This window comes from Flavobacterium sp. T12S277 (genome assembly GCF_048514875.1).
Taxonomy (GTDB): Bacteria; Bacteroidota; Bacteroidia; order Flavobacteriales; family Flavobacteriaceae; genus Flavobacterium.
In genome coordinates, this window is record NZ_JBLYEG010000004.1 from 56,344 (window position 1) to 82,829 (window position 26,486).

The window sequence follows — 26,486 nt, forward strand, 5'->3', positions numbered from 1 at the left end:
TACAACGAAGCTTTGTTTCTTTTATTGGTCGTTATTTTTTAGAAACCCAATGCAAATAAATTATAATCCTTACTTTTGGCGTCAGAATTAATTCTTCAAAAAAGCCTTTTATTTATGGAAATCCAATCCAATTTTTCTTTAAAAAACTACAATACTTTTGGCATTGAAGCCAAAGCCAGACAATTTGTTGCCGTACACACTGTAGCCGAATTGAAAACCATTTTAGAAGAAAATAAAAACGAGCAAAAATTCATTTTAGGCGGAGGAAGCAATATGCTTTTAACGCAGGATATCGACGCTCTTGTCATTCATATTGATTTAAAAGGTAAAAAAATCATTAAAGAAGACGATGATTTTGTCTGGGTGGAAAGTCAGGCCGGCGAAACCTGGCACGACTTCGTACTTTGGACGATCGATAATAATTTTGGAGGTTTGGAAAATATGTCACTCATTCCCGGAAACGTAGGCACTACGCCGGTTCAGAATATTGGTGCTTACGGAACAGAGATCAAAGATACTTTTGTTTCGTGCGAAGCCATGAATATTGCCTCTCAGGAAATAAAAACGTTTACCAATGCCGAATGTAAGTTTGGATACAGAGAAAGCGTCTTCAAAAATGAAGTAAAGGATCAATACATCATTACAGCGGTAATTTACAAGTTGACGAAACGCAATCATAAAATCAATATTTCTTACGGGGATATTATGGCAGAACTGGCCAAAAACAACATTACGACTCCCACCTTAAAAGAGGTGAGTAATGCTGTGATTGCGATCAGACAAAGCAAATTACCGGATCCGAAAGAATTAGGAAATAGCGGAAGTTTTTTCAAGAACCCGATTTTACTAAAAACGGATTTCGAAAAAATCCATCAGAAATTCCCTGAAATGAAATTTTATGAAGTTTCGGAAACCGAAGTAAAAGTTCCGGCTGGCTGGCTAATCGAACAAGCTGGTTTTAAAGGAAAACGTTTTGGCGACGCCGGAGTTCATAAAAACCAAGCCTTAGTTTTAGTAAATTACGGAAATGCAACCGGACAGGAAATTTTGGCCGTTTCCAAAGAGGTACAGAAAACTGTTTTTGATACTTTTGGAATTCAGATTGAAGCCGAAGTGAATGTAATCTAGAAATTAGATTGTTGGATAGCTGTCCTTAAGCCTTAGTACCTCTGAACCTAAAAAAGAAAAAATGTACACACCAGACTTATACAAAAACGAAGACCCGGAATCGATCCGAACTTTTTTGAAAGAAAACAGTTTTGGCATCCTGATCAATCAGACACACGGAAAATTATGTGCAACACATATTCCCATTGAGCTGGAAGTGAATTCAGACGGAAAAGAGATTCTACAGGGTCATCTTTCCAAACTCAATCCGCAAGCTGAAGGTTTTGCCGAAAACGATCAGGTTCTGGCTGTATTTACAGGTCCGCACAGTTACATTTCATCGTCCTGGTACGATCACGAAAATGTTCCAACCTGGAATTATATCGCTGTACATGTTTACGGCCGAATCAAAATTGTCGACGAAGCTACCTCAATCGAGCAGCTTAAAAAATTGGTCGACAAATACGAAGTCAATTCCGAAAATCCTGTTCGTGTTGAAGATTTATCAGCGCGAACCATGCGTGAAGCCAGAGGTATTTTTGGCTTTGAAATTGAAATCGACGAAATTCAGGCTACCAAAAAACTCTCTCAGAACAGGGACGATCACAATTATAAAAACATAATTTCGGAGTTAGAAAAAACCGAAAACCCTCAGGCTATTGCTGTTGCGAAAGAAATGGCAAAATGCCGAAAGTAAATTCATTTTAACCATTGAAAATTACGATTTCATGAGTACATTTGCACTCGCAAGATTCAGAAATTAAAAGACATTAAAATCAGATGCTTATAACTTTATTTTACTTCTTTATTGCTATTGTTTTCATTCAGATTTTCTACTATTTAGGAATTTTTGGAAAGTTTGCTTTCGGCAAACCACAAGAAATAACCCCGAAAAAAATTCCGGTATCCGTTATTGTCTGTGCAAAAAATGAAGAAGAAAATGTTAAGAAATTCATCCCCCTTCTTGCAGAACAAAACTATCCTGATTTTGAAATTGTTTTAATCGACGATGCCTCAAGTGATGAAACTCTTGAAGTATTTGAAGAATTCGAAAAGCAGTACAACAATATTCGTCTGGTTAAAGTACAAAACAATGAAGCTTTCTGGGGAAATAAAAAATACGCCCTGACTTTAGGAATCAAAGCCTCAAAAAAAGAGTACTTGTTATTTACCGATGCCGATTGTTATCCAACTTCAACAGAATGGATCACAGCAATGACTTCACAGTTCACAATGAACCGAACGATTGTTTTGGGTTATGGCGGTTATGAAAAAATTGAGCGCTCTTTATTGAACAAAATTATTCGTTTTGAAACCGTTTTAACAGCGGTTCAATATTTTTCATGGGCTAAACTAGGACTTCCTTATATGGGTGTAGGACGAAACTTAGCGTATAAAAAGGAAGAATTTTTTAATGTAAATGGGTTCATCGAACACATTCAGATTCGTTCAGGCGATGATGATTTGTTTATCAATCAGGCAGCAAACAAAAACAATACAACCATTGCGTATACGCCTGAAAGCTTTACCTACTCTAAACCAAAAGAAACTTACAAAGAGTGGTTCACCCAAAAAAGAAGACATATTTCTACTGCAGAACATTACAAATCTTTTGACAAGATGCAATTGGGACTGTTTTTTGTCTCACAATTGTTTTTCTTTTTGGCAGCAATCTTATTATTAGCTTTTCAGTTTCAATGGATCGCTGTTCTGGCTATTTTAGCGACACGTTACACTGTAGCATGGACCGTTATAGGATTTTCTGCAGGTAAACTAAAAGAAAATGACTTAAAAGTTTGGTTTCCTGTTGTCGAAATCATACTTATATTCACACAAATTAATATCTTTATAACTAATATCTTTTCAAAACCGGTATATTGGAAATAAATTCTAAAATAGAAAAAGCTAAAAAAGGCGATCAGATCGCCTTTACTTTTTTATTAGATTATTTCTGGAACGAAGTGTACGGCTTTATGCTAAAGCGTACCGAAAATGAAACTATTGCTGAAGATATTACGATCGAAACCTTCTCTAAAGCTTTTGACAAAATAGCCAGTTACAATCCCGAATTTCAATTCAACACCTGGTTAATTGCTATTGCAAAAAACGTTTATATTGATTTGTTACGTAAAAAGAAAACCAGTCTTTTTATAGAAATCACAGACAATGAAGACCAGCAGGCCTACAACATTGCCGACCCTACTCCCTCTGCCGAAGATGCTTTAATTAAAGAACAAAATCTTTCGCGCTTACTTCAATGCATCAAAGAATTAAAACCTCACTACCAGGAGGTCATTCAATTGCGCTACTTTCAGGAAATGACTTATCAGGAAATAGCCCTGAAAATCAACGAGCCTTTAAGCAACGTGAAAGTAAAATTACTTCGCGCTAAAAAATTACTAGCAGAAATCATCGAACGCAACAGATAATTTATTATCTTTAGGTAAAGAATAAAATATCCATGTGTTTTTTCTTAAAAAACCTAATTATTCACATACTAAAACAACAACCTTTTCGTTGTTAGCTAAAACCAAAACCGTACTGCCTATGATTTAATGTTACCTAACCTTAAAATCCATAAATCATGACTAAATCAAACATCTACGAAACCAATTGGACCGATCTTGTTTTCGAAAACAAGAACAAAGAGTACGGCGCGTATCAATTACGCCAGCAGAGTTCAAAAAACTCAGTTACAGCGCTATTTATGGGATTGCTATTATTGGCAGGTCTGGGAAGTGCGTCGGTGTTGATTAATAAGTTTGGGGCGCATGGCCCTGTAGAAACAGACCCAACTGTTTTTTCGGTTCCAATAAGACCTACAGACATACCGATTCCGGTACAACCAGAAACACCTGCTCCACCTGTGGCTCCTCAGCAAACGGCAGCTACACCACCCGTTACCAGTACACAATTGGTAAATCCGGTTGTAACAGCTACGGCTCAGGCCACGCCCGATGTTATTGCTCCAAATACAGACAATCATCCTGTAATTGACAATACGAATGCCGGAACAGGGCCCGTTACTGCAAATCCTATCCCGGGAAATAATGGCGGCGGAGAAGTTGCACCTACAACAGGCACTACTAACACCCCGGTTAATCCCGTAAATTTAGACAAGCTACCAGAATTTCCTGGAGGAATGGCTAAGTTTTATTCGTACGTAGGAAACAATTTCAACAAACCGGAATTGGATGCGGAAAGAACATTAAGAGTATATGTATCGTTTGTAATTGAAAAAGACGGTTCTATTACCGACATTATGGTGAAAAACGATCCAGGATACGGAATTGGTAAAGAAGCCATCAGAGTATTGAAATCATTAAAAACAAAATGGAGCCCTGGTATTTTAAACGGAAATCCCGTTAGAACTGCCTATAACCTCCCAATCACAATAAAAACGGAAGCAGAATAATAAAAACGAAAAAGCAGAACTTAGGTTCTGCTTTTTTTATGCCTTTTTTGAAACCGCTAAAAAACCCTTTTTACACTACAGCATAAATCTCACAGAGCAGCAAAAGAAACTAAAACTTTGCGGCTTCGTAACTTTACAAAAACCATTTCCATCTTTTTATTTTTACTTACTTTTACCACTCCTAAAAAGGAAAGTCAAATCTATTAAAATTAAAAACTAAAAAATGGGAATATTTTCAGCTATTCTTGGCAACGCCGGCTCTGTGAGTCAGGACGATTTACTTAAAAAATACGGTCAACTTTTAACCGATAACGAAGAAATCGAAATGGGTTTTAAACTCATCCGTGATACTTTTATCTTCACCAACAAAAGATTAATTCTGGTTGACGTACAGGGAATAACGGGTAGTAAAACAGAATACAAATCAATTGCCTACAGAAGCATTACCCGTTTTAGCGTAGAAACAGCTGGAACGTTTGATCTGGATGCCGAACTAAAAATCTGGGTAGCAAGCGAATTACAACCAAGTATTGTAAAACAATTTAACAAATCTGTAAATGTGTACGATGTTCAAAAAGTACTTGCATTTCACGTTTTAGGTTAAACCTTATACAACAAACCCGACAGGTTTTAAAATCTGTCGGGTTTCGTATTAAAAATTCGATCTAAAAATTATTTTTTCTTTTTAGCAGGTGCTTTCTTAGCCGGAGTTCCTTTTTTTGCCGGAGCGGTATTTACAATTTTTTGCTGTACATACGCTTTATACAAACCATCTTTCTCTGCTCTTTTCTTAGCGTCTTCAGCTCTTTGTTTTGAATCCGGGTGCGAACTCATCATCTGATCAATAAACGAAGCTTCATTTCCTTCGCTCATCTTGGCCAAAATTCTAAAAGCAGATTCTTCGGCATTTACATTGTAACCATTCTTTTTCAGAAAATCATAAGCAAACAAATCGGCTTCTGCCTCTTGTTTACGGCTGAATTTACTATCGATAATCGCACTTCCGATTTTACCCAACTGGCTATCGGTAACACTTGCAATAGTTGCCGATTGTGAAGCAGCTCCTTCTAACAAAGCTTCTTTTCTATAGGCCGCTTTAATCGCATCCTGAGAGTCATGATTGGCTACATGTCCAATTTCGTGACCAATTACGGCAAGCAATTCATTGTCATCCATGATATCCATTAATCCCGAATACACACGCACACTTCCGTCAGCAGTAGCAAAAGCATTGACTTCTTTTAATTTATAAACTTTATAGTTTAACGTATATCCGTCCCCTTTTGTATATTTTCCAAAAACCCTGTTCAGTCTTACAGTGTAAGGATCGGCCGCAGCTGCAACTTCGTGTTCAGCATCCATTTTATCAACAGCAGCTTTTGATAAAGCAGCAGCATCAGCATTACTAAAAGTAAAACCGCTAACTCCTTTTTGAACAGCACTCATCGCTTTTTCACCAAAATTAATCTGCGCGTTTACTTTCGTAAAACCAAAAGCGGCAAACAAAACTCCCAATACTATAAATTTCTTTTTCATGTTTTATATGATTACAATTTAACAACAAATGTAGTACAAACCCAATTCCGTTTTGACTCGGTTACCACTAATTTTTTAACAAATAAAGATATAAATTTTAAATGAGTAAAAATGAGCAGTCAGTCAAAATCATTGCTCTTATTCCATTTGACAAACAAAAAACAGGTATTTCAATAAGCATCAATGCTTTAAAAACAATAATTTAACACCCTAGCAAGATTATCACCAAAAGTGCGTTTTAAAAACTCTCTGCACATCAATACCAAATTAAATCTTAAACGAATCTCCAAATAAACTACATTGCTTATCTTTGTACTTTGAATTTTGATATATGGAAACAGTCATTGAAAATATACCAACGGGAAAACCTAAATGGTTAAAGGTTAAACTTCCTATTGGACAAAAATATACTGAACTACGTGGTTTGGTTGATAAATATAGCCTAAACACTATTTGTACCTCCGGAAGCTGCCCAAATATGGGAGAATGCTGGGGCGAAGGTACAGCCACTTTTATGATTCTGGGAAATGTATGTACCCGTTCCTGCGGATTTTGCGGTGTAAAAACCGGACGCCCTGAAACGGTTGATTGGGACGAGCCTGAGAAAGTAGCCCGTTCGATCAAAATTATGAACATCAAACATGCCGTAATTACGAGTGTCGACAGAGATGATTTAAAAGATGGCGGATCTATTATTTGGATTGAAACAGTTAAAGCAATCCGAAGAATGAATCCGAATACTACTCTTGAAACTTTAATTCCGGATTTTCAGGGAATCGAAAGAAACATCGACCGAATTGTTGAGGCCAATCCTGAAGTCGTTTCACACAATGTTGAAACGGTTCGCCGTTTGACCCGTGAAGTACGTATTCAGGCCAAATACGATCGCAGCCTCGAAGTTTTACGTTACCTGAAAGAAAAGGGAATCAACAGAACCAAATCTGGAATTATGCTGGGTCTTGGAGAAACTGAAGAAGAAGTTTTTCAGACGATGACTGATTTACGAAATGCAAATGTTGACGTTGTTACTATTGGCCAATACCTACAGCCAAGTAAAAAACATTTGCCTGTAAAAGAATTTATAACGCCTGATCAGTTTGCTAAATATGAAAAGTTTGGCCTTGAATTAGGTTTCCGTCATGTGGAAAGCGGCCCGCTGGTTCGTTCTTCTTACAAAGCACAAAAACACATTTTATAAAAAAGTCTAACCGTTTATTTGTTCAATCGTTTAATCGTACCTACGGTTAAACCAATCGACGATTAAACGATGTAACAAACAATCGAAAGCTTGAAAACAAGAATTGCTATAAACGGTTTTGGAAGAATCGGCCGAAATTTATTTCGCTTACTTCTAAACCATCCTGAAATTGAAGTAGTTGCCATCAACGACATCGCCGATAACAAAACCATGTCGCATTTAATAAAATACGACAGCATTCACGGAGTCTTACCCTTTAAAGTCAGTCATGACGAAGAAGGGATTATTGTTGACGGAAAACATTTTTTCTTTTTTCACGAAAAAAGCATTTCTAATCTGGACTGGAAACGTCACGACATCGATCTTGTAATTGAATCAACAGGAAAGTACAAAACACACGAGGAATTAAACGCCCATATTGAAGCTGGTGCCAAAAAAGTAATTCTTTCGGCGCCATCAGAAGTTGACACCATCAAAACGGTAGTTTTAGGGGTTAACGAAACGATTCTGGATGGAAGCGAAAACATTGTTTCGAATGCAAGCTGTACAACAAACAATGCGGCTCCTATGATCAAAATCATCGATGAATTGTGTGGAATTGAACAAGCCTATATCACAACCATACACTCTTACACCACAGATCAGAGTCTTCACGACCAGCCACATAAGGATTTACGTCGTGCAAGAGGAGCAAGTCAGTCAATTGTTCCAACAACAACAGGTGCAGCTAAGGCATTAACAAAAATTTTCCCTAACTTGCATCATAAAATCGGAGGATGTGGAATTCGCGTACCCGTTCCTGATGGTTCTTTAACCGATATCACATTTAATGTAAAACGCGCTGTTACGATTGAAGAAATAAATAAAGCATTTGAAGAAGCCTCAAAAACAAATTTAAAAGGAATATTAGATTACACTGAAGATCCAATTGTTTCAGTTGATGTAATTGGCAATACGCATTCGTGTTTGTTTGATGCTCAATTAACTTCGGTTATTGACAAAATGGTAAAAGTTGTGGGCTGGTACGATAACGAAATTGGCTACTCATCAAGATTGATCGATTTGATTTTACTAATAAGAAAAACTTAAAGATTCATTGTAAAAGCATAGCCATACATGAAACACTATCTTTTTATTGTTGTTTGTCTATTAAATTCGTTTTTGTACTCTCAGGCTAAAAAGAGTACAGACAGTGTCTTCTATTACAACAAATTAACAGACGCCAGTCTCAGCAATAAAAACTACGATAAGGCTATCTTTTACACCAAAAAGTCCATTGACTTTTGCGAAACAAACGATAAAGCCGAAAACCTCGCCAATCAGACTTTTAAGCTTGGAAAGATTTATTACAGCCAAAAAAATTACCAAGAAGCTCTGAAAAACTTTCATAGAAGTGTTTTTCTATTTCAAAATATAAAACCAACCTGTACCAAGGCTCTGGCTTTGCATTATATTGGCTTGACAAATACGGCAAAAGGCAATTACCAGGCAGGGGAAATCTATTATAAAAAAACCGAAGAGCTTTTAAACCAATTAAAGATTTCAGATCCGGCCGAAGTGCTGAGCTATCAGAAAGCGACAGCCTTAAAAAACAACAAAAATCTGCCCTTAGCAGCCCAAACTTTTCGCAAAATAACACAGGAAACGGACCTTCCGGCAAACCTAAAAGCCAAAATCGATTCCTATTATCAACTTGGTTTAATTGAAACACAACTCAAACGAAATGATTCGGCTATTGTTTATTTCAACAATGCTTTAAGCTATAATGCCAAAACCAATAACCTGGCTCAAAAATCAAAAATCGTCTTAGCGATCAGTCAGTACTACAGACAAAATAAAAATTTTGACCTTGCCTACTCCTATCTGGAGGAACATTATCAATTAGAGAATTACATCTTAAAATTAAAAAACAACAAAACGGATCGAAATGAATTTGAAAAATTCAAAAAGAACGAATCCTTAAAAGACAGTATTAAAAAGGAAAGCGAAGAAAAAATCCAGTTAAAAACCTATCGTTATTCTAAACTGGTGAGTATTTTAGCGATTGCCCTTATTTCGATTTTGTCCCTTTTGAGTCTGGCTTTGTACAAAAACAACATTATTAGAAATCAGAATAACTTACTCCTGAGAGAAAAAAACAAAGAACTCATACTGGCCAAAAACAAAGCGGAAAAAGCATCAAAAGCCAGATCTGAATTTTTATCAACGGTAAGTCACGAATTGCGGACGCCATTAAACGCCATTAATGGAATTACCCATTTGTTACTCGAAGACAATCCTAAAAAAACACAATTAAAATATTTAGAATCTTTAAAATTTTCAGGAAACTACCTGACCACTTTTATCAATGAAATCCTCGAAATTAATAAAATCGATTCTACAAAAGTTGAAATAGAAAACATCAGCTTCAATCTTAAAGAGTTACTTTTCAATATTCAGAGTTCTTTAAAGGAGTTAGCAACGGCCAACAAAAACTACTTTAACCTTGAAATAGACGAAAGCATCCCCGATAATTTAATTGGAGACCCGACCAAACTGTCTCAGATCATTTTGAACTTAATCAACAATGCTTTAAAATTCACTCAAAACGGACATGTGAGTGTCATTGCAAAGTTATTCGAACTGGAAGGCGACAATGCAATTGTTTATTTTGAGATTGTTGACACCGGAATTGGTATCCCCGAAGACAAGCTTCAAACTGTTTTTGAAAGCTTTTCGCAAGGATCCATAGAAGTAAACAGAAAATACGGCGGAACCGGCCTCGGACTTACCATTGTCAAAAAACTAATTGAACTTTTGGGCGGAGAAATCAAACTAAAAAGTGAAGTGGGTAAAGGTTCGACTTTTACATTCAAATTAAATTTTAAGATTAACAAAGAGCAATTGAAAACTATTGAAGAAATAAAACCATATAACGATACGCAATTAGAAAACAAGGCGATTCTGTTGATTGAAGACAACAAAATCAATCAGATGATTACCCGAAAAATGCTGGAGAACAAAAACATTTCCTGCGAAATTATCGACAATGGTGAAGATGCTGTTGAGCTTTTAAAAGTAAAACGTTTTGATATGATTCTAATGGATGTTCACTTACCTGGAATCAACGGAACTACAGCTACAAAATTAATCAGAGAGTTTGACAAAACGACTCCGATTATAGCGCTTACCGCTATTTCGCTTGACGAAAACAGAGACATGCTGCTGTCTTACGGCATGAACGATGTGATTACAAAACCATTTGTTCCGGACGAATTTTACAGCATTATAGCCAAGTTTTTCTAACTAGCGCTACTTTCCTGAGATTACAAGCCTGCTTTTACATACTCCAGAACGGTAGTATCGAAATTTTGCTGGTGGTTGATAAACGTACTTTTTATAGGAAGGTAATACAGGTTTGAAGCCAATTTCGAATCTTTTAAACGCACATAATCTTTCTCGGTCGTAATAATTTTTCTCCCCTGCGCTTTATGCTGAATGGTTTCTAAATCGGCATCTGAGAAATGATGGTGATCGGGAAAAGTCAGGCATTCGTCTTTTTCATTTTTTAAATAATCAAAAAACGGAGTCGGCTTTGCAATTCCGGCCAAAAGCAATTTTGATTCTGATTGGATATCGTGTACTGCAATTTTCTCGTCTTTACTATAAATAAAATCATCATAATCAATAAAAGTAAAATAGAGCTGTTGCGAGCAGCTGAGCTTTAACTTCAGTCTGATTTCTTCCTGTTTCTGCTCCGATAGCTCTTTCGGGCATTTTGTTATGATGACAATATCGGCTCTGCTTGCGCCGCTTCTGCTCTCTCTTAGATTTCCGGTTGGCAGCATAAAATCATCGGCATACAAATCGTCATAAGAACTTAGCAAAATATAAAATCCCGCTTTTACTTTTCGGTGTTGGTAAGCGTCGTCCAACAAAATTACCTGCGGTTTTTCTGTTTGCGAAAGCAATTGTGTGATTCCGTTTCTTCTGTTGGCATCAACAGCTACCTGAATATTTGGGAATTTTTGATAAAACTGAAAAGGTTCGTCGCCTAAAATTTCGGCATTAGAACTCTCACTGGCCAATACATAACCTTCTGATTTTCGTTTGTAACCACGGCTTAGCGCCGCCACTTTATAACGATCCGACAATAGTCGGATAAGATATTCGATTTGAGGAGTTTTACCCGTTCCACCAACACTAAGATTTCCAACGGCAATCACCGGAATATCAAATGAAACAGATTTCAAAATTCCTTTGTCAAAAAGAAAATTCCTTACGGCAGTAATGAATCCGTATAAAATGGCAAAGGGGAAAAGTATTTTTCTAAGTACATTCATTTTACGAAAGTATAATATTTTTCGTTAATTTGTTTCAAGTTTCCGCCATAACCTGGAACTTGAAACCTGAAACTTGGAACTTGAAACCCAAAACAAAACTAGAAAATGAAAATCAAAGATATAATAGCGGTCCTTGAAGAAATGGCTCCTTTGGGGTATGCCGAAGATTTTGACAATGTAGGACTCTTAGTGGGTAATACCGAAACCGAAAGTACAGGAGTTTTGGTTTGCCATGATGCCTTAGAACAGGTTATTGAGGAAGCAATGGCTAAAAATTGCAATCTGGTGGTTTGCTTTCACCCTATTTTATTCTCCGGAATCAAAAAAATAACCGGTAAAAACTATGTGGAGCGCGCCATTTTGAAAGCCATCAAAAACGACATCGCTATTTATGCTGTACACACCGCCCTAGACAACCATTCGCAAGGGGTTAATAAAATATTCTGTGATGCATTAGGCTTAACCAACACAAAGGTTTTGGTTCCGAAACAAAATTTTATTCAAAAATTAGTTACTTATACCACTGTCGACAATTCCGAAAAAGTGAGAAATGCCATGTTTGAAGCCGGTGCCGGAACCATTGGAAATTATGACAATTGCAGTTTTAATACAGAAGGTTTTTTTACGTTTCAGGGAAATGAAAACAGTAATCCGGTCATTGGAGAAAAAGGAAAATTACATACCGGAACGGAAATAAAAATTGAAGTTGTTTTTGAAAAACATTTGCAATCCAAAATTCTGAAAGCACTTTTTTCTAACCATATCTACGAAGAAGTTGCCTATGAAATTTATAACATCCAAAACGCGCATCAGAATATTGGCCTCGGAATGATTGGCGAATTTGAGACCGAAATGGATGAAAAAGACTTTCTGCTTTTTGTAAAAGACAAAATGATTGCCGACGGAATACGCCACTCGGCTTTTCTGGACAAAAAAATCAAAAAAGTAGCTGTTCTTGGGGGTTCGGGAAGTTTTGCCATAAAAAATGCCATTCAGAGTGGAGCCGATGCTTTTTTAACTGCCGATTTAAAATACCATCAGTTTTATGAAGCAGAAAACCGACTTCTTTTAGCCGATATTGGTCATTTTGAGAGCGAACGGTATACAAAAAACTATATTGTTGATTATCTTCGAAAAAAAATCCTTAATTTTGCAATCATTTTATCAGAAGAAAATACAAATCCAGTTAAGTACTTATAGAATATGGCGAATACGAAAGAATTAAGTGTTGAGGACAAGTTAAGAGCAATATACGATTTACAGCTTATTGACTCCCGAATTGACGAAATCAGAAACGTAAGAGGAGAACTTCCTTTAGAAGTAGAGGATTTAGAGGATGAAGTTGCAGGTTTAAGCACGCGTTCAGAGAAACTGAAAAGTGAACTTGAAGTGATTGAGGATCTTATCAAAGCAAAGAAAAACGCTATTGACGAGCACAAAGAGGTTATCAAAAAATACACAAAACAACAAGAATCAGTTCGTAATAACAGAGAATTTAATTCTTTGACTAAAGAGGTTGAATTTCAGGAATTAGAAATTCAATTGGCTGAAAAGCAAATCAAAGAAATGAAGGCTTCTATCGAACATAAAAAAGAAGTTATTTCTAATTTAAAAGAAAAACTTGACGCAAAAAGTTCTCATTTAAAACATAAAAAATCAGAACTGGATGCAATTATGTCTGAAACTCAAAAAGAAGAAATCTTCTTAACAGAGAAATCTGCTGAGTATTCAGGTCAAATTGAAGAAAGATTATTAGCTGCTTATGTAAGAATCAGAAGTAGTGTTCGTAACGGTTTGGCAGTTGTATCTATCGAAAGAGGAGCTTCAGCAGGATCATTCTTTACAATTCCACCACAAACTCAGGTAGAAATTGCTTCAAGAAAGAAAATCATTACTGATGAGCACTCTGGAAGAATTTTAGTTGACAGCGCATTAGCTGAAGAAGAAAAAGAAAAAATGGAACAATTGTTCTCTAAATTCTAAATACAAGTCCCGATCCAATCGGGACTTTTTTTTTTGCATTTATTTTTGCCACAGATTAAAAAGATTAACACAGATGGAAAACCCTAAAGGGTGAAATAAAATCCGTTATAAATCACTTTAATCTGTGGCAAAACATTTTTCACCCAATTTAGAATCATATTTTTTACCTTTAGAAAAAAAATTACGTTTTGGGAATTAAAAAAGGAATACGTTTCATTACATTAAAATCGGTCGGATCTTACATTAACTTTTTAAGTTACGTTCGCCCACAAAAAGCCGTTGAGCTTTCTTATGCACTTTTCAGTCAGCCCAGAATTGGAAGACTCCAGAAAGACAGCCTTCCCAAAGTATTAAGAAATACCGAAACAGAAACGTTTCATCATAACGAGCATCATTTTCAAACCTACATCTGGAAAGGTAACGAAACTAAAATATTGCTTGTTCACGGCTGGGAAAGTAATGCTTCCCGCTGGAAAAAAACGCTGCCACATCTTCAAAAATCAGGAAGCACCATTATTGCGATTGACGCTCCCGCACACGGACAAAGCAGCGGTAAAGAATTTAACGTTCCGCTCTATGCCGAATTTATCAATAAGGCGGTAGAAAAATACCAGCCCACCATTATTATCGGCCATTCTATAGGAGGTGCTGCCTGTGTTTATCATCAATACTTGTTTCCCAACACCAGTATCAACAAAATGGTTATTCTTGGCGCTCCATCCGACTTAAAAACACTGATCGACAATTATATCTCAATGTTGAGTTTAAACACCAAAATGTTTACACTTTTAGAAGGCAAATTCATGAATCGCTTCAATTTCAAACTCGAAGATTTTTCTGGACAACGCTTTGCCTCCCAATTTAATGTTTCAGGTTTAATAGCACACGATACCTCGGATAAGATTGTTGCTTTTGAAGAAGGAAAAAAAATTGCCAGCAATTGGAAAAACAGTCAATTTATTGAAACGAAAGGCCTCGGCCACGGAATGCATGACGACGAGTTGTATCAGAAGGTTATTGATTTTTTGTTTACTGCTGAGGAAAGACGCTAAGGTGCTGAGGCACTAAGTTTTTTTTTTGCTTTTGAATTACGATAAAGGAGAAATATTCGTTAGTAATTCCGTAACGAAAACCCAATCTATGTCGAGTTTCGTGTGTGATCTCCCCCTTCGGTCGAGATGACAAGATTGCATTTAAACAACAATTTTAAAATTCTTCAACAATTCTTTTTCACCTTTTCCTGTTATTATAACTGCTCTTGAATCTTTCGTTCTTCTGATCCAGTCTTGCTCCAGCATTTTATTCAACAACAAGGTTCCTACTGATCCTGCGATATGATTTCGTCTTTCGCTCCAGTCGAGACACGGTTTTAAGAATATTCGTTTTTGCTTTTGGGCTTCTTCTAAATTAATTCCGAAATCTGAAAACCATTTTTCTCCTTCAGGACTAATTTCGAAAGTGTTATTATTTTCGATTATTATTTTTTGTTCGACTAAACTATCGGCTAAAGCCACTCCTATTTTACCCGCCAAGTGATCATAACAAGTTCGGCAATATTTTATTGGAGGATAATTTTCAGTTTTCTTTTTTGATGAAATCTCCGGCTTCGGAATTAGGTTTGCCATTGCTTCAACGACATAAGCAACTTCTTTACTAGAAAACCTGTAGTATTTATGCCGACCTTGTTTTTCGACAGCCAATAAATTTGCTTCAAGAAGTTTGCCCAAATGCATACTCATATTTTGCGGCGATGTATTTACAGCAACTGAAAGTTCTGTGGCAGTAAAAGCCCTTCCGTCTAGCAATGCCCACATAATAGCTGCGCGCGTAGCATCACCAATTAATCCTGCCGCTTTTATAAATTGATCTTCCATTTTAGGTTTTCATAGTTAAATACAGAATGAAGTATCCTTTTGTAAAGTTAAATAACTTTGCTAAAAACAATCTACATGACCGCTACTTTATTCCTTCAGTCCGATGTGCAAGATCCTTATTCAATCTATAAATTGATGTTGGCTCAAAACCCCATACATTGGGACAAAGACAATAAAATCTGGGCAATTTACTCACACAGACATTGTATTGAAATCCTAAAAAATCCAAAAGCTTTAATTCCGGTTATCAATTTAAACAACGAACAAAAATTAAATAAACACGCATTAGATATTCTGACTAACTTAACAAGATTATCAAATGGAATTGAACATACTATAAATCGCGAAATTGCCACTTTACTATTTTCAAACCTAAAACCGGTCCACATCACGGCATTACTTTCCCAATTAATAAAAGATGATGTAATCGAAAACAAAATTGATTGGGTAAATTCGGTTTGTAAAAAATTACCACTTTTGGTTATTTTGAAAAGTTTTGGTTTTAAGGAAAATGATTCTGCTTTTATATTAGATAATATCGAAGCTTTAGTCAAAATAATGCTTCCGACTAAAAGTGAAGAACAAGTAAAATGGATCAATGAAATTTCTGAAACCATATTTTCTATCGCCGAAAAACATTTATCATTCGATTTCTATGAATCTTTATTCAATAAATTATTAGAATCAGAAACTCTTTCGCTTGACGAAATAAAAAAAATAGCGATTAGTAATTTGATCGGATTTTTTATTCAGAGTTATGACGCCGGACGAGGAATTTTGAGTAATTCATTATTACAAATTCTTGCTAACAAAAGTTTTTCAGATAAAGGCGAAATACAAAAATCAGTTATAGAAACGTTACGATTTGATCCGCCCATTCATAATACAAGACGAATTGCAAATGGAGATATTACTATCGGCGAAAGCCTAATTAAAAAAAATGACCCGATATTAATTGTACTTGCTTCGGCAAATCGTGATTCTGAAAAGTTTAAAAATCCTCTTATTTTTGATTTTGAGAGAAGCAATAATGACGAAAATCTAACTTTTGGAATTGGTGGACATATGTGTCTTGCAAAACATTTTTCAATTAATTTGGCTACTGAAGTTTTATGGTTTCTATTTCATGAATATAAAACAATCACACTTTTAGAAAATAATATAAAATACGAACCCTTGATTAATGCCAGATTACCAAAACATATCTGGATTTCGATAAAATAAAAAACAAAATATGATAGCTGTAATTTTTGAAGTAATCCCTAACGAAGGAAAAAAAGAAGAATATCTAAACATCGCTGCAAGCTTGCGACCAGAATTAGACCATATCGATGGATTTATTTCGATAGAACGTTTTCAGAGTTTTAGCGATCCTGACAAAGTTTTGTCGCTGTCTTTCTGGAGAGATGAAGAAAGTATTCAGCAATGGCGAAATCTCGAAATGCATCGTCATGCACAGGCAAAGGGACGAAACGAGGTTTTTAAAGACTATCACTTAAGAATTGCCTCAGTAGTTCGCGATTACGGAATGTTTGACCGTAAAGAAACTCCTTCGGATAGTTCGTCATATCATGAATAGAGGTTCAAAGTGGCAAAGGCTCAGAGGTACAAAGTTTTTTTTAAAGACATTATCTTACAGATAAAGTAACGCATTCTTGACAATTTTTAGAATAATAAATTTATAATCCGCGTCTTTGCGAAGCGAATCCGTATCATCCGTGTTCTATAAAACGTTTGTGAAGATTTCGGGCCTCAAAAAACAAGATTGTGTAAAATTCACAATCCAACAATCTAAAGTCTGAAATCTAAAATTCTAAGAAGTCTAAATTTTGACTACTTTTGCAGTATGGAAGAGAATTTAAAACGTCTGAATAAATTTATAGGAGAAACTGGGTATTGTTCTCGTCGTGAAGCCGATAAACTTATTGAAGAAGGGCGCGTAACAATAAATGGTGCCGTACCGGAAATGGGAACAAAAGTTTCGCCGGATGACGAAGTACGTATTGATGGAAAGCTTATTGTAGAAAAACACGAAAAAATGGTGTATTTGGCGTTCAACAAACCTGTTGGAATTGAATGTACCACCAATCTCGAGGTTCGAAATAATATTGTAGATTATATTAATTACCCGAAACGTATTTTCCCAATTGGACGTCTGGACAAAGCGAGTGAAGGATTGATTTTTATGACGAATGACGGTGATATTGTCAATAAAATTCTGCGTGCCAGAAACAACCACGAAAAAGAATATACGGTAACGGTTAACAAACCTATTACAGACCGTTTTATTCAGCGAATGGGAAATGGTGTTCCGATTTTAGATACGGTTACCCGAAAATGTAAAGTAGAACAAATCAGCAAATACACTTTCAAAATTATTCTGACACAAGGTCTGAACCGTCAGATTCGTAGGATGTGTGAATATTTGGGATATGATGTAACGGCTTTAAAACGTATCCGAATTATCAATATTTCACTGGATATTCCCGTGGGACGTTACCGCGATTTGACTGATGGCGAAATTAAAGAATTAAACCGCTTAATTGAACCATCGAGTAAAACAGAGGAAGCAAGTTTGCCAAAGGAAGAAGCTCCGAGACGAAGAACAGAATTCATCTCTAAACACGATCCCCGATTTAAGAAAAAAGGAGATTACTAAACAGATAAAAAAATCCCATTGGTTATAAACTAATGGGATTTTTCTTTTTTTGTATTTTTTATATCAAAAACGATGTTGCTATATGTTTTATAGCAAATACAGTATCAAAACCATCTTCTTCTTTTAAATAGAAATGCCCCACAGGAAGACAAAATAACAGATACAAAAAGCAGAATCCAAAAACCGAATTTGCTTTCTTCCATGCCATTTGGTACGTTCATTCCATACAAACTGGCGATCAGAGTAGGAATCATCAGAATAATAGATATCGAAGTCATTTGCTTCATAATATTATTCATGTTATTCGAAATTACCGAAGCATAAGCATCCATCATTCCCGTCAAAATATTACTGTAAATATTGGCGGTATCCTGTGCCTGACTTAACTCGATATCTACGTCTTCCAGCAAATCAGGATCAAAATGCTCCCGGTGTGCTTTTAGATTTTTAATTCGATGAAACAAAACATCATTCCCTTTTAAGGAGGTAATAAAAAACACCAAACACTTTTCGATTTGTAAAAGCGCTTGTAATTCCTCATTTTTAATTGATTTCTCCAGATTATCCTCCGCTAGTTTTATCTTTTGATTGATTTGCTTCAGATATTTCAAATACCAGACACTTGACGACAATAACAGTCTTAAAACTAAATCGAAGTTGTCTTTTATCAGTATATTTTTTCTTTTGCTGTATTGTACAAAATCGGAGATAATTTGTGTCTCATAAAAGCTGATGGTCACACAAATATCTTCTTTAAAAATCAGCCCCATGGGAACAGTCTGAAAAGGAAGTTTCACGTCGTTGCTTTTTATGGGTACACGCATGATAAACAAATTCCAGCCGTCTTCAGACTCCAAACGAGGTCTTTCGTCAATATCTTCGATATCATTATAAAAGGCTTCGGGAATTTGAAGTTCGTCCAGTAAATACTTTTTTTCAGTTTCTGACGGAGATTCAATACTGATCCAGCAGTTTGGAGTCCATTCTTTAGTCTCGATTAATCCGTTGTTGTTTTTGTAAAAGGCTTTCATTTCAAAATTGCAGGGGGTTATGGTAGCAATTTGAAAAATTTCAAAAGCTACTTTAATTAAATACTAACGAATCATAATCGTCCATTGGAGAAGTTTTTTTTAAGTGCTGCAAAAGTATTCTTTATTTTTATAACCAAAAACAATTGGACATTAAAAAACCGTCTTAATACCATAATTAAGACGGTTTTAGAAACTATTTAGTATTCACAAACTCATAATAGAGTGCTTTCGACAGAAAAGGATCATTCTTATGGTCTTCTACACGATTCTCTTCCAGATAACCTTGTCCTTCACCACCAATATTTAGGGTTGAAAAGTAAGCATTTCGGCTCTCATCATTAAAGTGCAAACTCCTTAAAAACCTTGGCTCGATTCCTTTATTTACCGAGATATTATAGTTTGTAATTAGATTTCCCCAATTCACAAAACTGCACAACAATATGGTTCCATAAAAGCACCAAACCATTTGATTGAAGAGATAGGCATTTGTTTTTTGTCGGCTGATTTTTAAAAATGTAAAGATCAAACCCATTACCGCCAGGATCAGAAAAGCATAAACCCCCAATCTTTTATAAGTCAACCCGAAGAATGAAACATACTCTGAGTTTTTAATAATGGTACTGACAATCAAAACACCGTTTAAAGCAATCCATATTTTAGCCAGCTTTTTAAGAGGAGCTGCTTTTTTATCAAAATTAAAACCTCCTTTAAAGTAGAACAGTATCACGCCAACCGCCATGATAGTCGAAAAGATTACGGCATTTACTCTTTCGTGAGTCGCTGAGCTGAGCTTAGAAGCTTCAACGGTTTCAAAAAATTGCTCGTAATTGTAGGTAATGATAAAAACCAGCAGCATGAAATTTAACAGGACTAATGTAATCTCACCACTTTTTCTTTCAAAGTCTAAATCCAGAAACGAAAATGTCTGCTGATTTTTGATTTCGTTGATGTTGTTAAATTCATTATCTAAAAGTTCATTCTTTTCATAACATACTTCGGGAACCCAATAATTCCAAAAACTAAATGAAATGTAAAATCCTAAAACTCCTAACACGATGAGCTCAAAAAGATTAATATCTAAAGTATAATCCGTTAGCAGGGATGAAAAATGCTCGCTCCCAAAAGAATAAGCAGTAAAGAATACGGCAAGAAAAATCAAGGGAATAACAACATAAGCCACTAGTTTCTTCGCGAAATTATTGTGGATTTTTTGTTCCGGAAGCCATTGGCTGAACATAAAAACACGTCCTAAAGTGGCAAACGCATTTAAAAACACAAGTGGAAAGATCTGAATTATTTTAAGTTCCGGATCTTGCGTTCTGAAATGCAAAAACAAAATAGACATTGAAAGTGCCAAAAATGACGGAAAATCTCCGTACCAGGCAAAAGCCAGACAGGATAAGACCGACGTTACTACCAGAATCAAATGTGATCTTTCGGTAAACCTGTCCTGAAAAAAATAACAGATCAGTCCGATGAATAATAATCCAAAAATAGCGAGGTTAACGCCCATTGCTTCATTGTAAAAAAGCAGTATAAAAATTAAACTGCAGGCTGGGATAATTTGATGTTTTTTCATAAGTTTTGCATTAAGTTAATAGTATTCAATAGGTTATCGCCCGTTCTTTATTGATTTTGTTTTAGTTTTTTTTTAAGGCGATTTTATCATTTCAAATTAAAAAGTACTTTGTATTTCAAAGTATTTGGATAAAAAAATAGCGTTATTACGATTTCATCAATTTTTCAAGATAAGAAAGATGCTCTTTGAAAGCCGCACGCCCTCTGGGAGTTACCTGATAGGACGTTTTAGGCTTTTTGCCCACAAATTCTTTTTTCACTTCAATATATTCTGCTTTCTCAAGCGCTGAGGAATGACTTGCCAAATTTCCATCGGTGATGTTCAGGAGGCTTTTCATCTCCGTAAAATCCACCCATTCGTTCACCATCAGTATGGACATTATCCCCAATCTGACACGGCTTTCAAAATCTTTATTTAGTTTATCAATAATTCCCATGAACTGGATTATTTATACTTTTTGAACATTATTAATCCGTACAAGATATGCAAAATACCAAATCCAATGATCCAAAAAAGCAAACCATATCCAATAAAAAATAGAGAAACAAATCCTAAAAACAACTCACAGAAACCCAGATATTTAATATCCGAAAAAGTATATTTTTCAGCATTTATCAAAGCCAGTCCGTAAAAAATTAAAGTAGCCGGTGCAATTAAGCCATAAATCTGATGATAAATTAACGCCAGACAAAATATACCGCCCGCCAATAATGGAACTGCCAGGTTAAAAAGCATCTTTTTGGTTGCCGAAGTCCAAATAGGCAAATCATACTTTCGGCTTTTTCTAACCGTAAAAAGTAGCCCGAAAGAAAATGCAACAACTAAAATAATCAAACCAATAGAAACCAGCTCTGAAACCAGGTCAGCAGAATAGGAATAGTTTTGTTCATACCCTCCGCCAAAATACTCGAGGTTCTTTGCTTTAAATAATTGATATACATACAATCCACCAATCAAAGCAGAAAGTCCCGCAAATACCCCTGAGAGTCCGCTTAACGATATAAATCTTGAAGAGCGCTCCATCATGGAACGGATATGTGCTAAATCTTCTTGGTGCTTCTGATTCATAAATAAAGTACTTTGAGATACAAAGTTATATAATAATTTGAATTGACAAGAAAATTTTTCAATAAATTTTATTTAAAGGAGAAATTCCAAATCGCAAAACCCAAATTCCAACTGGACGTTAGATTTTTTTTCTATGTCTTTATGTATTCCTGATGAAATAATAAGGCTTATGTATTACCCGCGGATGAAACAGATTTGCTTTGCAAAAACGCGGATTAGCGCAGATTATTTCTTCTAAAAGAAAAATTCCAAATCCCAATCTGAGTTTTGGAATTTGGAATTTGAAGTTTGGGATTTTTTCTATTTCTTATTTTTCTGTACTACGCATCTTTCTTGCTAAAAGTGTATTTTTAAGCAACATTGCGATTGTCATTGGCCCTACTCCACCAGGAACAGGTGTAATATATGATGCTTTTTTACTTACTCCATCAAAATCAACATCACCGGTAATAACATATCCTTTTGGACTTGAAGCGTCCTCTACTCTTGTAATTCCAACGTCGATTATCACTACTCCTTCTTTTACCATATCGGCTTTTAAGTAATTTGGAACTCCTAATGCGGTGATAATAATATCGGCACTTCTGGTGTATTCTTCGATATTTTGGGTTCGACTGTGCGTTAGTGTAACTGTCGAATCTCCCGGATTACCTTTGCGGCTCATTAAAAGACTCATTGGACGGCCAACGATATGACTTCTACCAATAACAACGGTATGTTTACCTGCTGTTTCAATGTTGTAACGCTCTAGCAATTGCATGATTCCAAACGGTGTCGCAGGAATGAAGCTGTCCATTTCTAAAGCCATTTTTCCGAAGTTGGCAGGGTGAAAACCATCTACATCTTTATCGGGATTGATGGCCATTAAAATCTTTTGTTCGCTGATGTGTTTTGGTAAAGGTAACTGCACGATAAAACCGTCGAGGTTATCATCTTCATTGAGTTCTTTAATTTTTTCCAGTAGTTCAGCTTCAGTAATTGTTTCAGGTAAACTCACCAAAGTCGAATCAAAGCCTATTTGCTGGCAAGATCTTACTTTACTTCCTACGTAAGTTAAACTTGCTCCATCCGTTCCAACGATTACCGCTGCCAGGTGAGGTACTTTCCCTCCCGCATCTTTTATCGATTGAACTTCGGCTGCAATTTCGTTTTTAATGTCTTCAGCTGTTTTTTTACCGTCTAGTAGTTGCATTGTGTGTTTAAAGTTAAATGTTCTAAGTTAAATGTGAGAAGCTAAACTTCTCTTATATCAATTTAATTAAAAAATTTAAGGTCTAAAATTCCAGTGTATCACTTGAAACTTTAAACCTTAAACTTTTATTTTTATCTCGGCATTCCGCCTGGCATTCCTTTCATTCCGCCCATCATCTTCATCAGATTTTTTCCACCCGGACCCTGCATCATCTTCATCATCTTACTCATTTGGTCGAACTGCTTCATTAACTGATTTACCTGCTCGACTTTGGTTCCGGAACCTTTAGCGATTCTGGCTTTTCTTTTTACGTCGATAATCGAAGGTTTGCTTCTTTCTATTGGGGTCATCGAGTGAATGATTGCCTCAATATGTTTAAATGCATCGTCTTCAATCTCTACATCTTTCATGGCTTTTGAAGCACCCGGTATCATTCCAACCAGATCTTTCATATTACCCATTTTCTTTACTTGCTGAATCTGCGTAAGGAAATCATCAAAACCAAATTCGTTTTTCGCGATTTTCTTTTGAAGTTTTCTGGCTTCTTCTTCATCAAATTGTTCCTGCGCTCTTTCTACAAGCGACACAACATCACCCATACCTAAGATACGCTCGGCCATACGATCCGGATAGAAAACATCAATTGCTTCCATCTTCTCACCTGTACCTACAAATTTGATTGGTTTGTTTACAACCGATTTAATCGAAATTGCAGCTCCACCACGTGTATCACCATCTAATTTTGTTAAAATAACTCCATCAAAATTCAGTATATCGTTGAAGGCTTTGGCTGTGTTCACAGCATCTTGTCCAGTCATGGCATCCACAACAAACAAAGTTTCCTGAGGCTCTATTGCTTTATGAACACGAGCAATTTCATCCATCATTTCCTGATCTACTGCCAAACGACCTGCCGTATCGACAATCACGACATTAAAACCATTTGCTTTTGCATGTTTGATTGCGTTTTGAGCAATTTCAACAGGATTTTTATTTTCCGGCTCTGAGTAAACCTCAACACCTATTTGATCTCCCACAACATGTAACTGATTGATCGCCGCAGGACGGTAGATATCACAGGCTACTAATAGTGGTTTTTTGTTTTTCTTCGTTTTTAAGAAATTGGCCAGCTTTCCTGAGAAGGTCGTTTTTCCCGAACCCTGAAGTCCTGACATTAAAATAACTGAAGGATTTCCGGAAAGATTTACACCGGCAACATCACCACCCATTAATTCAGTAAGTTCATCTTTAACCAACTTCACCAATAATTGTCCTGGCTGAAGTGTTGTTAAAACGTCCTGACCAATTGCTTTTTCTTTTACTTTGGTAGTAAAATCTTTAGCAATTTTAAAGTTAACATCGGCATCAAGTAAGGCACGACGAACTTCTTTTAAAGTATCGGCAACGTTTACTTCTGTAATTTTACCGTGTCCTTTTAATATATGGAAGGCTTTATCTAACTTATCGCTTAAATTATCAAACATACTTTTTTCTTTATTTGAAGTGCAAAGATAATCTAATTAGACATTTCAGGCAATTTTTATTTAATCACATTTAAACTTGAAGTGCAGGCTAATTTTACCGCAAAGAGCGCAAAGTTTTACGCAAAGTTCGCTATGATTTTTTTCTTGCAAAGAGACGCGAAGTCGCAATGTTTTTTTTGCTCGCAAAGACGCAGAGTCGCACTATTTTTTCTCGCAGATCTAGCTGATCTAGCTGATTTTTTTTCATACTTAATCTAAGAAAAAAGAATCTGTCTCATCTGCGAGAACAAAAAAAGGCGCAAAGAATAAAACCTTTGCGCCTTTGTAACTTAGTTCCTTTGAACCTATTTTCTAAAACTGGAAATAAATAAACGGCTGTGAACCGGCAACTGCTGTTGCGTAAACAATCCAATATACAAATCCTAATACGATTGCTTTTCCAATCAGTGGTGTATTGTCAAAGGCCCATTTCATTTTCGAGGTAATCACTTCCGGTAAGAAGTGCCACACGTATCCGAAAAGCATCAATAAAAATACGTTTTTATATCCTAATATGATGGTTTGCCAATTCTCTGGTTCGAATGTTAGCTGACCAATGTTATTGATTACCTGTAAGGCTGTTTCAAAATCTCTGGCGCGGAAAAATATCCAACAGAATACCACAAAATGAAACGTAATGACGATTGAAAAGAATCTCCACAAAAACCCGGAACCTTTGCCTTCTTTTTTGGAAGGGAAGAACTCCATGAAAATTTTATGAACCGCTAATGCCAAACCGTGTAAGGCTCCCCAAACAATGAATTGCGCTCCTGCTCCGTGCCATAATCCGCCTAAAAGCATGGTGGTAAACAAATTAAAATTGGTTACCAGCGTTTGGTTTTTCTTTTTCGAAAGTAAAAATGTCAGACAGAAAAGCACTATTGCACCAATCGCTATCCCTAACGGAATAAAACTCTCGTTTATATTTGAAATCCCCCAAAGCAATAAGCCAAAGAAGAATAAACTCGGGAATAAAAATCCGGCAAATGTTCCTTCGCGGTTTCCACCAATAGAAATATATAAAAAGTCTTTCAACCAGGTCGATAACGAAATATGCCATCTTCTCCAGAAATCAGTAATAGAAGTCGATTTATAAGGTGTTCTAAAGTTGGCCGGCAGTTTGAATCCTAACAGCAAAGCGATTCCGATTGCCATGTCTGAATATCCCGAAAAGTCGCAATAAATTTGAATAGCATATCCATAAGACGCCATTAAATTTTCGAAGGACGTATAATTCATCGGTGTATCAAAAACACGATCGACGAAGTTTATAGAAATGTAATTTGAAATTACGGTTTTCTTAATCAATCCGCCAATAATCAAAAACAAAGCGTTGTTTACATCCTCTCTGGTCAGGTTTAATTTTTGATAAATCTGAGGCAGGAAGTCTTTTGCCCTAACGATTGGCCCGGCCACCAGCTGCGGGAAAAACGAAACGAAGAACAAGTATTCGATGTAGTTTTTGGTTGGCTTGATTTCTTCGCGATAAATTTCAATAATATAACTCATCGACTGGAAGGTATAAAAGGAGATTCCAACCGGAAGAAAAATATCATGTAGTTGGTAATTCCCATGAAACATATCATTGAAAGTAACAATCATGAAGTTCATGTATTTGAAATACCCCAACAATCCCAGATTCAGGATTACACTTATCACCAGATAAATTTTCTTTGTACTGTCTTTTGCTTCTCTGTAAATAATCTGACTCAGGCCATAATCAACAACGGACGAAAGCAATAACAGCAAAAAGTAAATCCCGCTTGACTTGTAATAAAAGAAAAGCGAAAAGAGAATAACGTATGTTAATCTCAAATAAAATGTTTTGCGTAAAAAGGCATACACAAAATAAAAAACGAGAAATAGTCCGAGGAATAAACCGGTATTAAACAGTAATTTTTCTTCGGGATTGTATATAAACCAACTTTTGGCCTGTTCTAAAGTAACTTCACCAAAATTCTGAATAAACCAATTATTTATGCTATCAATTGTAATCAAC

Annotated in this window: 25 protein-coding genes; 15 read left to right on the top strand and 10 right to left on the bottom strand. The window is 35.9% G+C overall.

Annotated features, from left to right (window positions below; genetic code table 11):
* Positions 1-114: 114 nt before the first annotated feature.
* The 6 genes from murB (at position 115) to ACN1CN_RS07985 (ending at position 5,126) form a co-directional block, all read left to right on the top strand.
* Positions 115-1,128 carry a UDP-N-acetylmuramate dehydrogenase gene (murB, locus tag ACN1CN_RS07960; protein ID WP_419135271.1) on the top strand — a complete coding sequence of 338 codons (1,014 nt, stop codon included), beginning with the start codon at positions 115-117 and terminating at the stop codon, positions 1,126-1,128.
* A 61-nt stretch (positions 1,129-1,189) separates the two neighbouring features.
* Positions 1,190-1,804: an FMN-binding negative transcriptional regulator gene (locus tag ACN1CN_RS07965; RefSeq protein WP_419135272.1), complete on the top strand. Its 615-nt coding sequence runs from the start codon at positions 1,190-1,192 to the stop codon at positions 1,802-1,804.
* Between the two features lie 83 nt (positions 1,805-1,887).
* Positions 1,888-2,994 carry a glycosyltransferase gene (locus tag ACN1CN_RS07970; protein WP_264525226.1) on the top strand — a complete coding sequence of 369 codons (1,107 nt, stop codon included), beginning with the start codon at positions 1,888-1,890 and terminating at the stop codon, positions 2,992-2,994.
* On the top strand, positions 2,985-3,536 hold the full coding sequence (locus ACN1CN_RS07975; protein WP_173964399.1) for an RNA polymerase sigma factor: 552 nt from the start codon (positions 2,985-2,987) through the stop codon (positions 3,534-3,536). The genes ACN1CN_RS07970 and ACN1CN_RS07975 overlap by 10 nt, the downstream gene beginning before the upstream one ends.
* A 155-nt stretch (positions 3,537-3,691) precedes the next feature.
* Complete coding sequence (locus ACN1CN_RS07980; protein ID WP_419135273.1) at positions 3,692-4,522, top strand: energy transducer TonB; 831 nt, start codon at positions 3,692-3,694, stop codon at positions 4,520-4,522.
* Positions 4,523-4,745: 223 nt separating this feature from the next.
* Positions 4,746-5,126 (top strand): PH domain-containing protein, encoded by a 381-nt coding sequence (locus ACN1CN_RS07985; RefSeq protein ID WP_264525228.1) that lies wholly within the window; start codon positions 4,746-4,748, stop codon positions 5,124-5,126.
* A 68-nt stretch (positions 5,127-5,194) separates the two neighbouring features.
* On the opposite strand, the gene ACN1CN_RS07990 is transcribed toward ACN1CN_RS07985, so the two are convergent.
* Positions 5,195-6,058 carry a M48 family metalloprotease gene (locus ACN1CN_RS07990; RefSeq protein ID WP_419135274.1) on the bottom strand — a complete coding sequence of 288 codons (864 nt, stop codon included), beginning with the start codon at positions 6,056-6,058 and terminating at the stop codon, positions 5,195-5,197.
* A 331-nt stretch (positions 6,059-6,389) separates the two neighbouring features.
* On the opposite strand from ACN1CN_RS07990, the gene lipA reads away from it, so the two are divergent.
* The 3 genes from lipA (at position 6,390) to ACN1CN_RS08005 (ending at position 10,541) form a co-directional block, all read left to right on the top strand.
* Positions 6,390-7,256, top strand: coding sequence for a lipoyl synthase (gene lipA / locus ACN1CN_RS07995; protein WP_047774095.1), 867 nt, complete (start codon positions 6,390-6,392; stop codon positions 7,254-7,256).
* 90 nt (positions 7,257-7,346) lie between these two features.
* Positions 7,347-8,345, top strand: coding sequence for a type I glyceraldehyde-3-phosphate dehydrogenase (gene gap / locus ACN1CN_RS08000; RefSeq protein ID WP_264525231.1), 999 nt, complete (start codon positions 7,347-7,349; stop codon positions 8,343-8,345).
* 27 nt (positions 8,346-8,372) lie between these two features.
* On the top strand, positions 8,373-10,541 hold the full coding sequence (locus tag ACN1CN_RS08005; RefSeq protein WP_419135275.1) for an ATP-binding protein: 2,169 nt from the start codon (positions 8,373-8,375) through the stop codon (positions 10,539-10,541).
* 20 nt (positions 10,542-10,561) lie between these two features.
* On the opposite strand, the gene lpxK is transcribed toward ACN1CN_RS08005, so the two are convergent.
* The gene (gene lpxK, locus ACN1CN_RS08010) at positions 10,562-11,578 is read right to left on the bottom strand and encodes a tetraacyldisaccharide 4'-kinase (protein ID WP_419135276.1); all 1,017 of its coding nucleotides are present in this window, start codon (positions 11,576-11,578) and stop codon (positions 10,562-10,564) included.
* Positions 11,579-11,683: 105 nt separating this feature from the next.
* Here lpxK and ACN1CN_RS08015 point away from each other — a divergent pair, with 105 nt between their 5' ends.
* From ACN1CN_RS08015 to ACN1CN_RS08025, 3 genes are all read left to right on the top strand, one after another.
* Positions 11,684-12,778, top strand: coding sequence for a Nif3-like dinuclear metal center hexameric protein (locus ACN1CN_RS08015; protein WP_419135277.1), 1,095 nt, complete (start codon positions 11,684-11,686; stop codon positions 12,776-12,778).
* Between the two features lie 3 nt (positions 12,779-12,781).
* Positions 12,782-13,561 (top strand): zinc ribbon domain-containing protein, encoded by a 780-nt coding sequence (locus ACN1CN_RS08020; RefSeq protein WP_173964407.1) that lies wholly within the window; start codon positions 12,782-12,784, stop codon positions 13,559-13,561.
* Between the two features lie 188 nt (positions 13,562-13,749).
* On the top strand, positions 13,750-14,613 hold the full coding sequence (locus tag ACN1CN_RS08025) for an alpha/beta fold hydrolase (protein WP_419135278.1): 864 nt from the start codon (positions 13,750-13,752) through the stop codon (positions 14,611-14,613).
* A gap of 141 nt (positions 14,614-14,754) precedes the next feature.
* Here the strand turns inward: ACN1CN_RS08025 and ACN1CN_RS08030 are convergent, their stop codons facing one another.
* Positions 14,755-15,435: an ArsR/SmtB family transcription factor gene (locus tag ACN1CN_RS08030; protein WP_419135279.1), complete on the bottom strand. Its 681-nt coding sequence runs from the start codon at positions 15,433-15,435 to the stop codon at positions 14,755-14,757.
* Positions 15,436-15,510: 75 nt separating this feature from the next.
* Here ACN1CN_RS08030 and ACN1CN_RS08035 point away from each other — a divergent pair, with 75 nt between their 5' ends.
* From ACN1CN_RS08035 to rluF, 3 genes are all read left to right on the top strand, one after another.
* Positions 15,511-16,659, top strand: coding sequence for a cytochrome P450 (locus ACN1CN_RS08035; protein ID WP_419135280.1), 1,149 nt, complete (start codon positions 15,511-15,513; stop codon positions 16,657-16,659).
* Positions 16,660-16,669: 10 nt separating this feature from the next.
* Positions 16,670-17,014 (top strand): antibiotic biosynthesis monooxygenase family protein, encoded by a 345-nt coding sequence (locus ACN1CN_RS08040; protein ID WP_395338715.1) that lies wholly within the window; start codon positions 16,670-16,672, stop codon positions 17,012-17,014.
* Between the two features lie 267 nt (positions 17,015-17,281).
* Positions 17,282-18,094 carry a 23S rRNA pseudouridine(2604) synthase RluF gene (gene rluF / locus ACN1CN_RS08045; protein ID WP_419135281.1) on the top strand — a complete coding sequence of 271 codons (813 nt, stop codon included), beginning with the start codon at positions 17,282-17,284 and terminating at the stop codon, positions 18,092-18,094.
* A 104-nt stretch (positions 18,095-18,198) separates the two neighbouring features.
* On the opposite strand, the gene ACN1CN_RS08050 is transcribed toward rluF, so the two are convergent.
* The 7 genes from ACN1CN_RS08050 to ACN1CN_RS08080 form a co-directional block, all read right to left on the bottom strand.
* Positions 18,199-19,125, bottom strand: a complete 927-nt coding sequence (locus ACN1CN_RS08050) for a magnesium transporter CorA family protein (RefSeq protein WP_264525240.1) — start codon at positions 19,123-19,125, stop codon at positions 18,199-18,201.
* Between the two features lie 193 nt (positions 19,126-19,318).
* A complete protein-coding gene (locus ACN1CN_RS08055) occupies positions 19,319-20,704 on the bottom strand; it encodes a DUF4153 domain-containing protein (RefSeq protein WP_419135282.1) in 1,386 nt (461 codons plus the stop codon).
* 145 nt (positions 20,705-20,849) lie between these two features.
* Positions 20,850-21,140 (bottom strand): winged helix-turn-helix domain-containing protein, encoded by a 291-nt coding sequence (locus ACN1CN_RS08060; protein ID WP_264525242.1) that lies wholly within the window; start codon positions 21,138-21,140, stop codon positions 20,850-20,852.
* A gap of 8 nt (positions 21,141-21,148) precedes the next feature.
* Positions 21,149-21,772, bottom strand: a complete 624-nt coding sequence (locus tag ACN1CN_RS08065) for a hypothetical protein (protein WP_419135283.1) — start codon at positions 21,770-21,772, stop codon at positions 21,149-21,151.
* A 307-nt stretch (positions 21,773-22,079) separates the two neighbouring features.
* On the bottom strand, positions 22,080-22,964 hold the full coding sequence (locus ACN1CN_RS08070; protein WP_291284980.1) for a bifunctional 5,10-methylenetetrahydrofolate dehydrogenase/5,10-methenyltetrahydrofolate cyclohydrolase: 885 nt from the start codon (positions 22,962-22,964) through the stop codon (positions 22,080-22,082).
* A gap of 131 nt (positions 22,965-23,095) precedes the next feature.
* Positions 23,096-24,448, bottom strand: coding sequence for a signal recognition particle protein (gene ffh, locus ACN1CN_RS08075; RefSeq protein WP_264525244.1), 1,353 nt, complete (start codon positions 24,446-24,448; stop codon positions 23,096-23,098).
* A 351-nt stretch (positions 24,449-24,799) separates the two neighbouring features.
* Positions 24,800-26,485 carry an MBOAT family O-acyltransferase gene (locus ACN1CN_RS08080; protein ID WP_419135284.1) on the bottom strand — a complete coding sequence of 562 codons (1,686 nt, stop codon included), beginning with the start codon at positions 26,483-26,485 and terminating at the stop codon, positions 24,800-24,802.
* Position 26,486 lies beyond the last annotated feature (1 nt).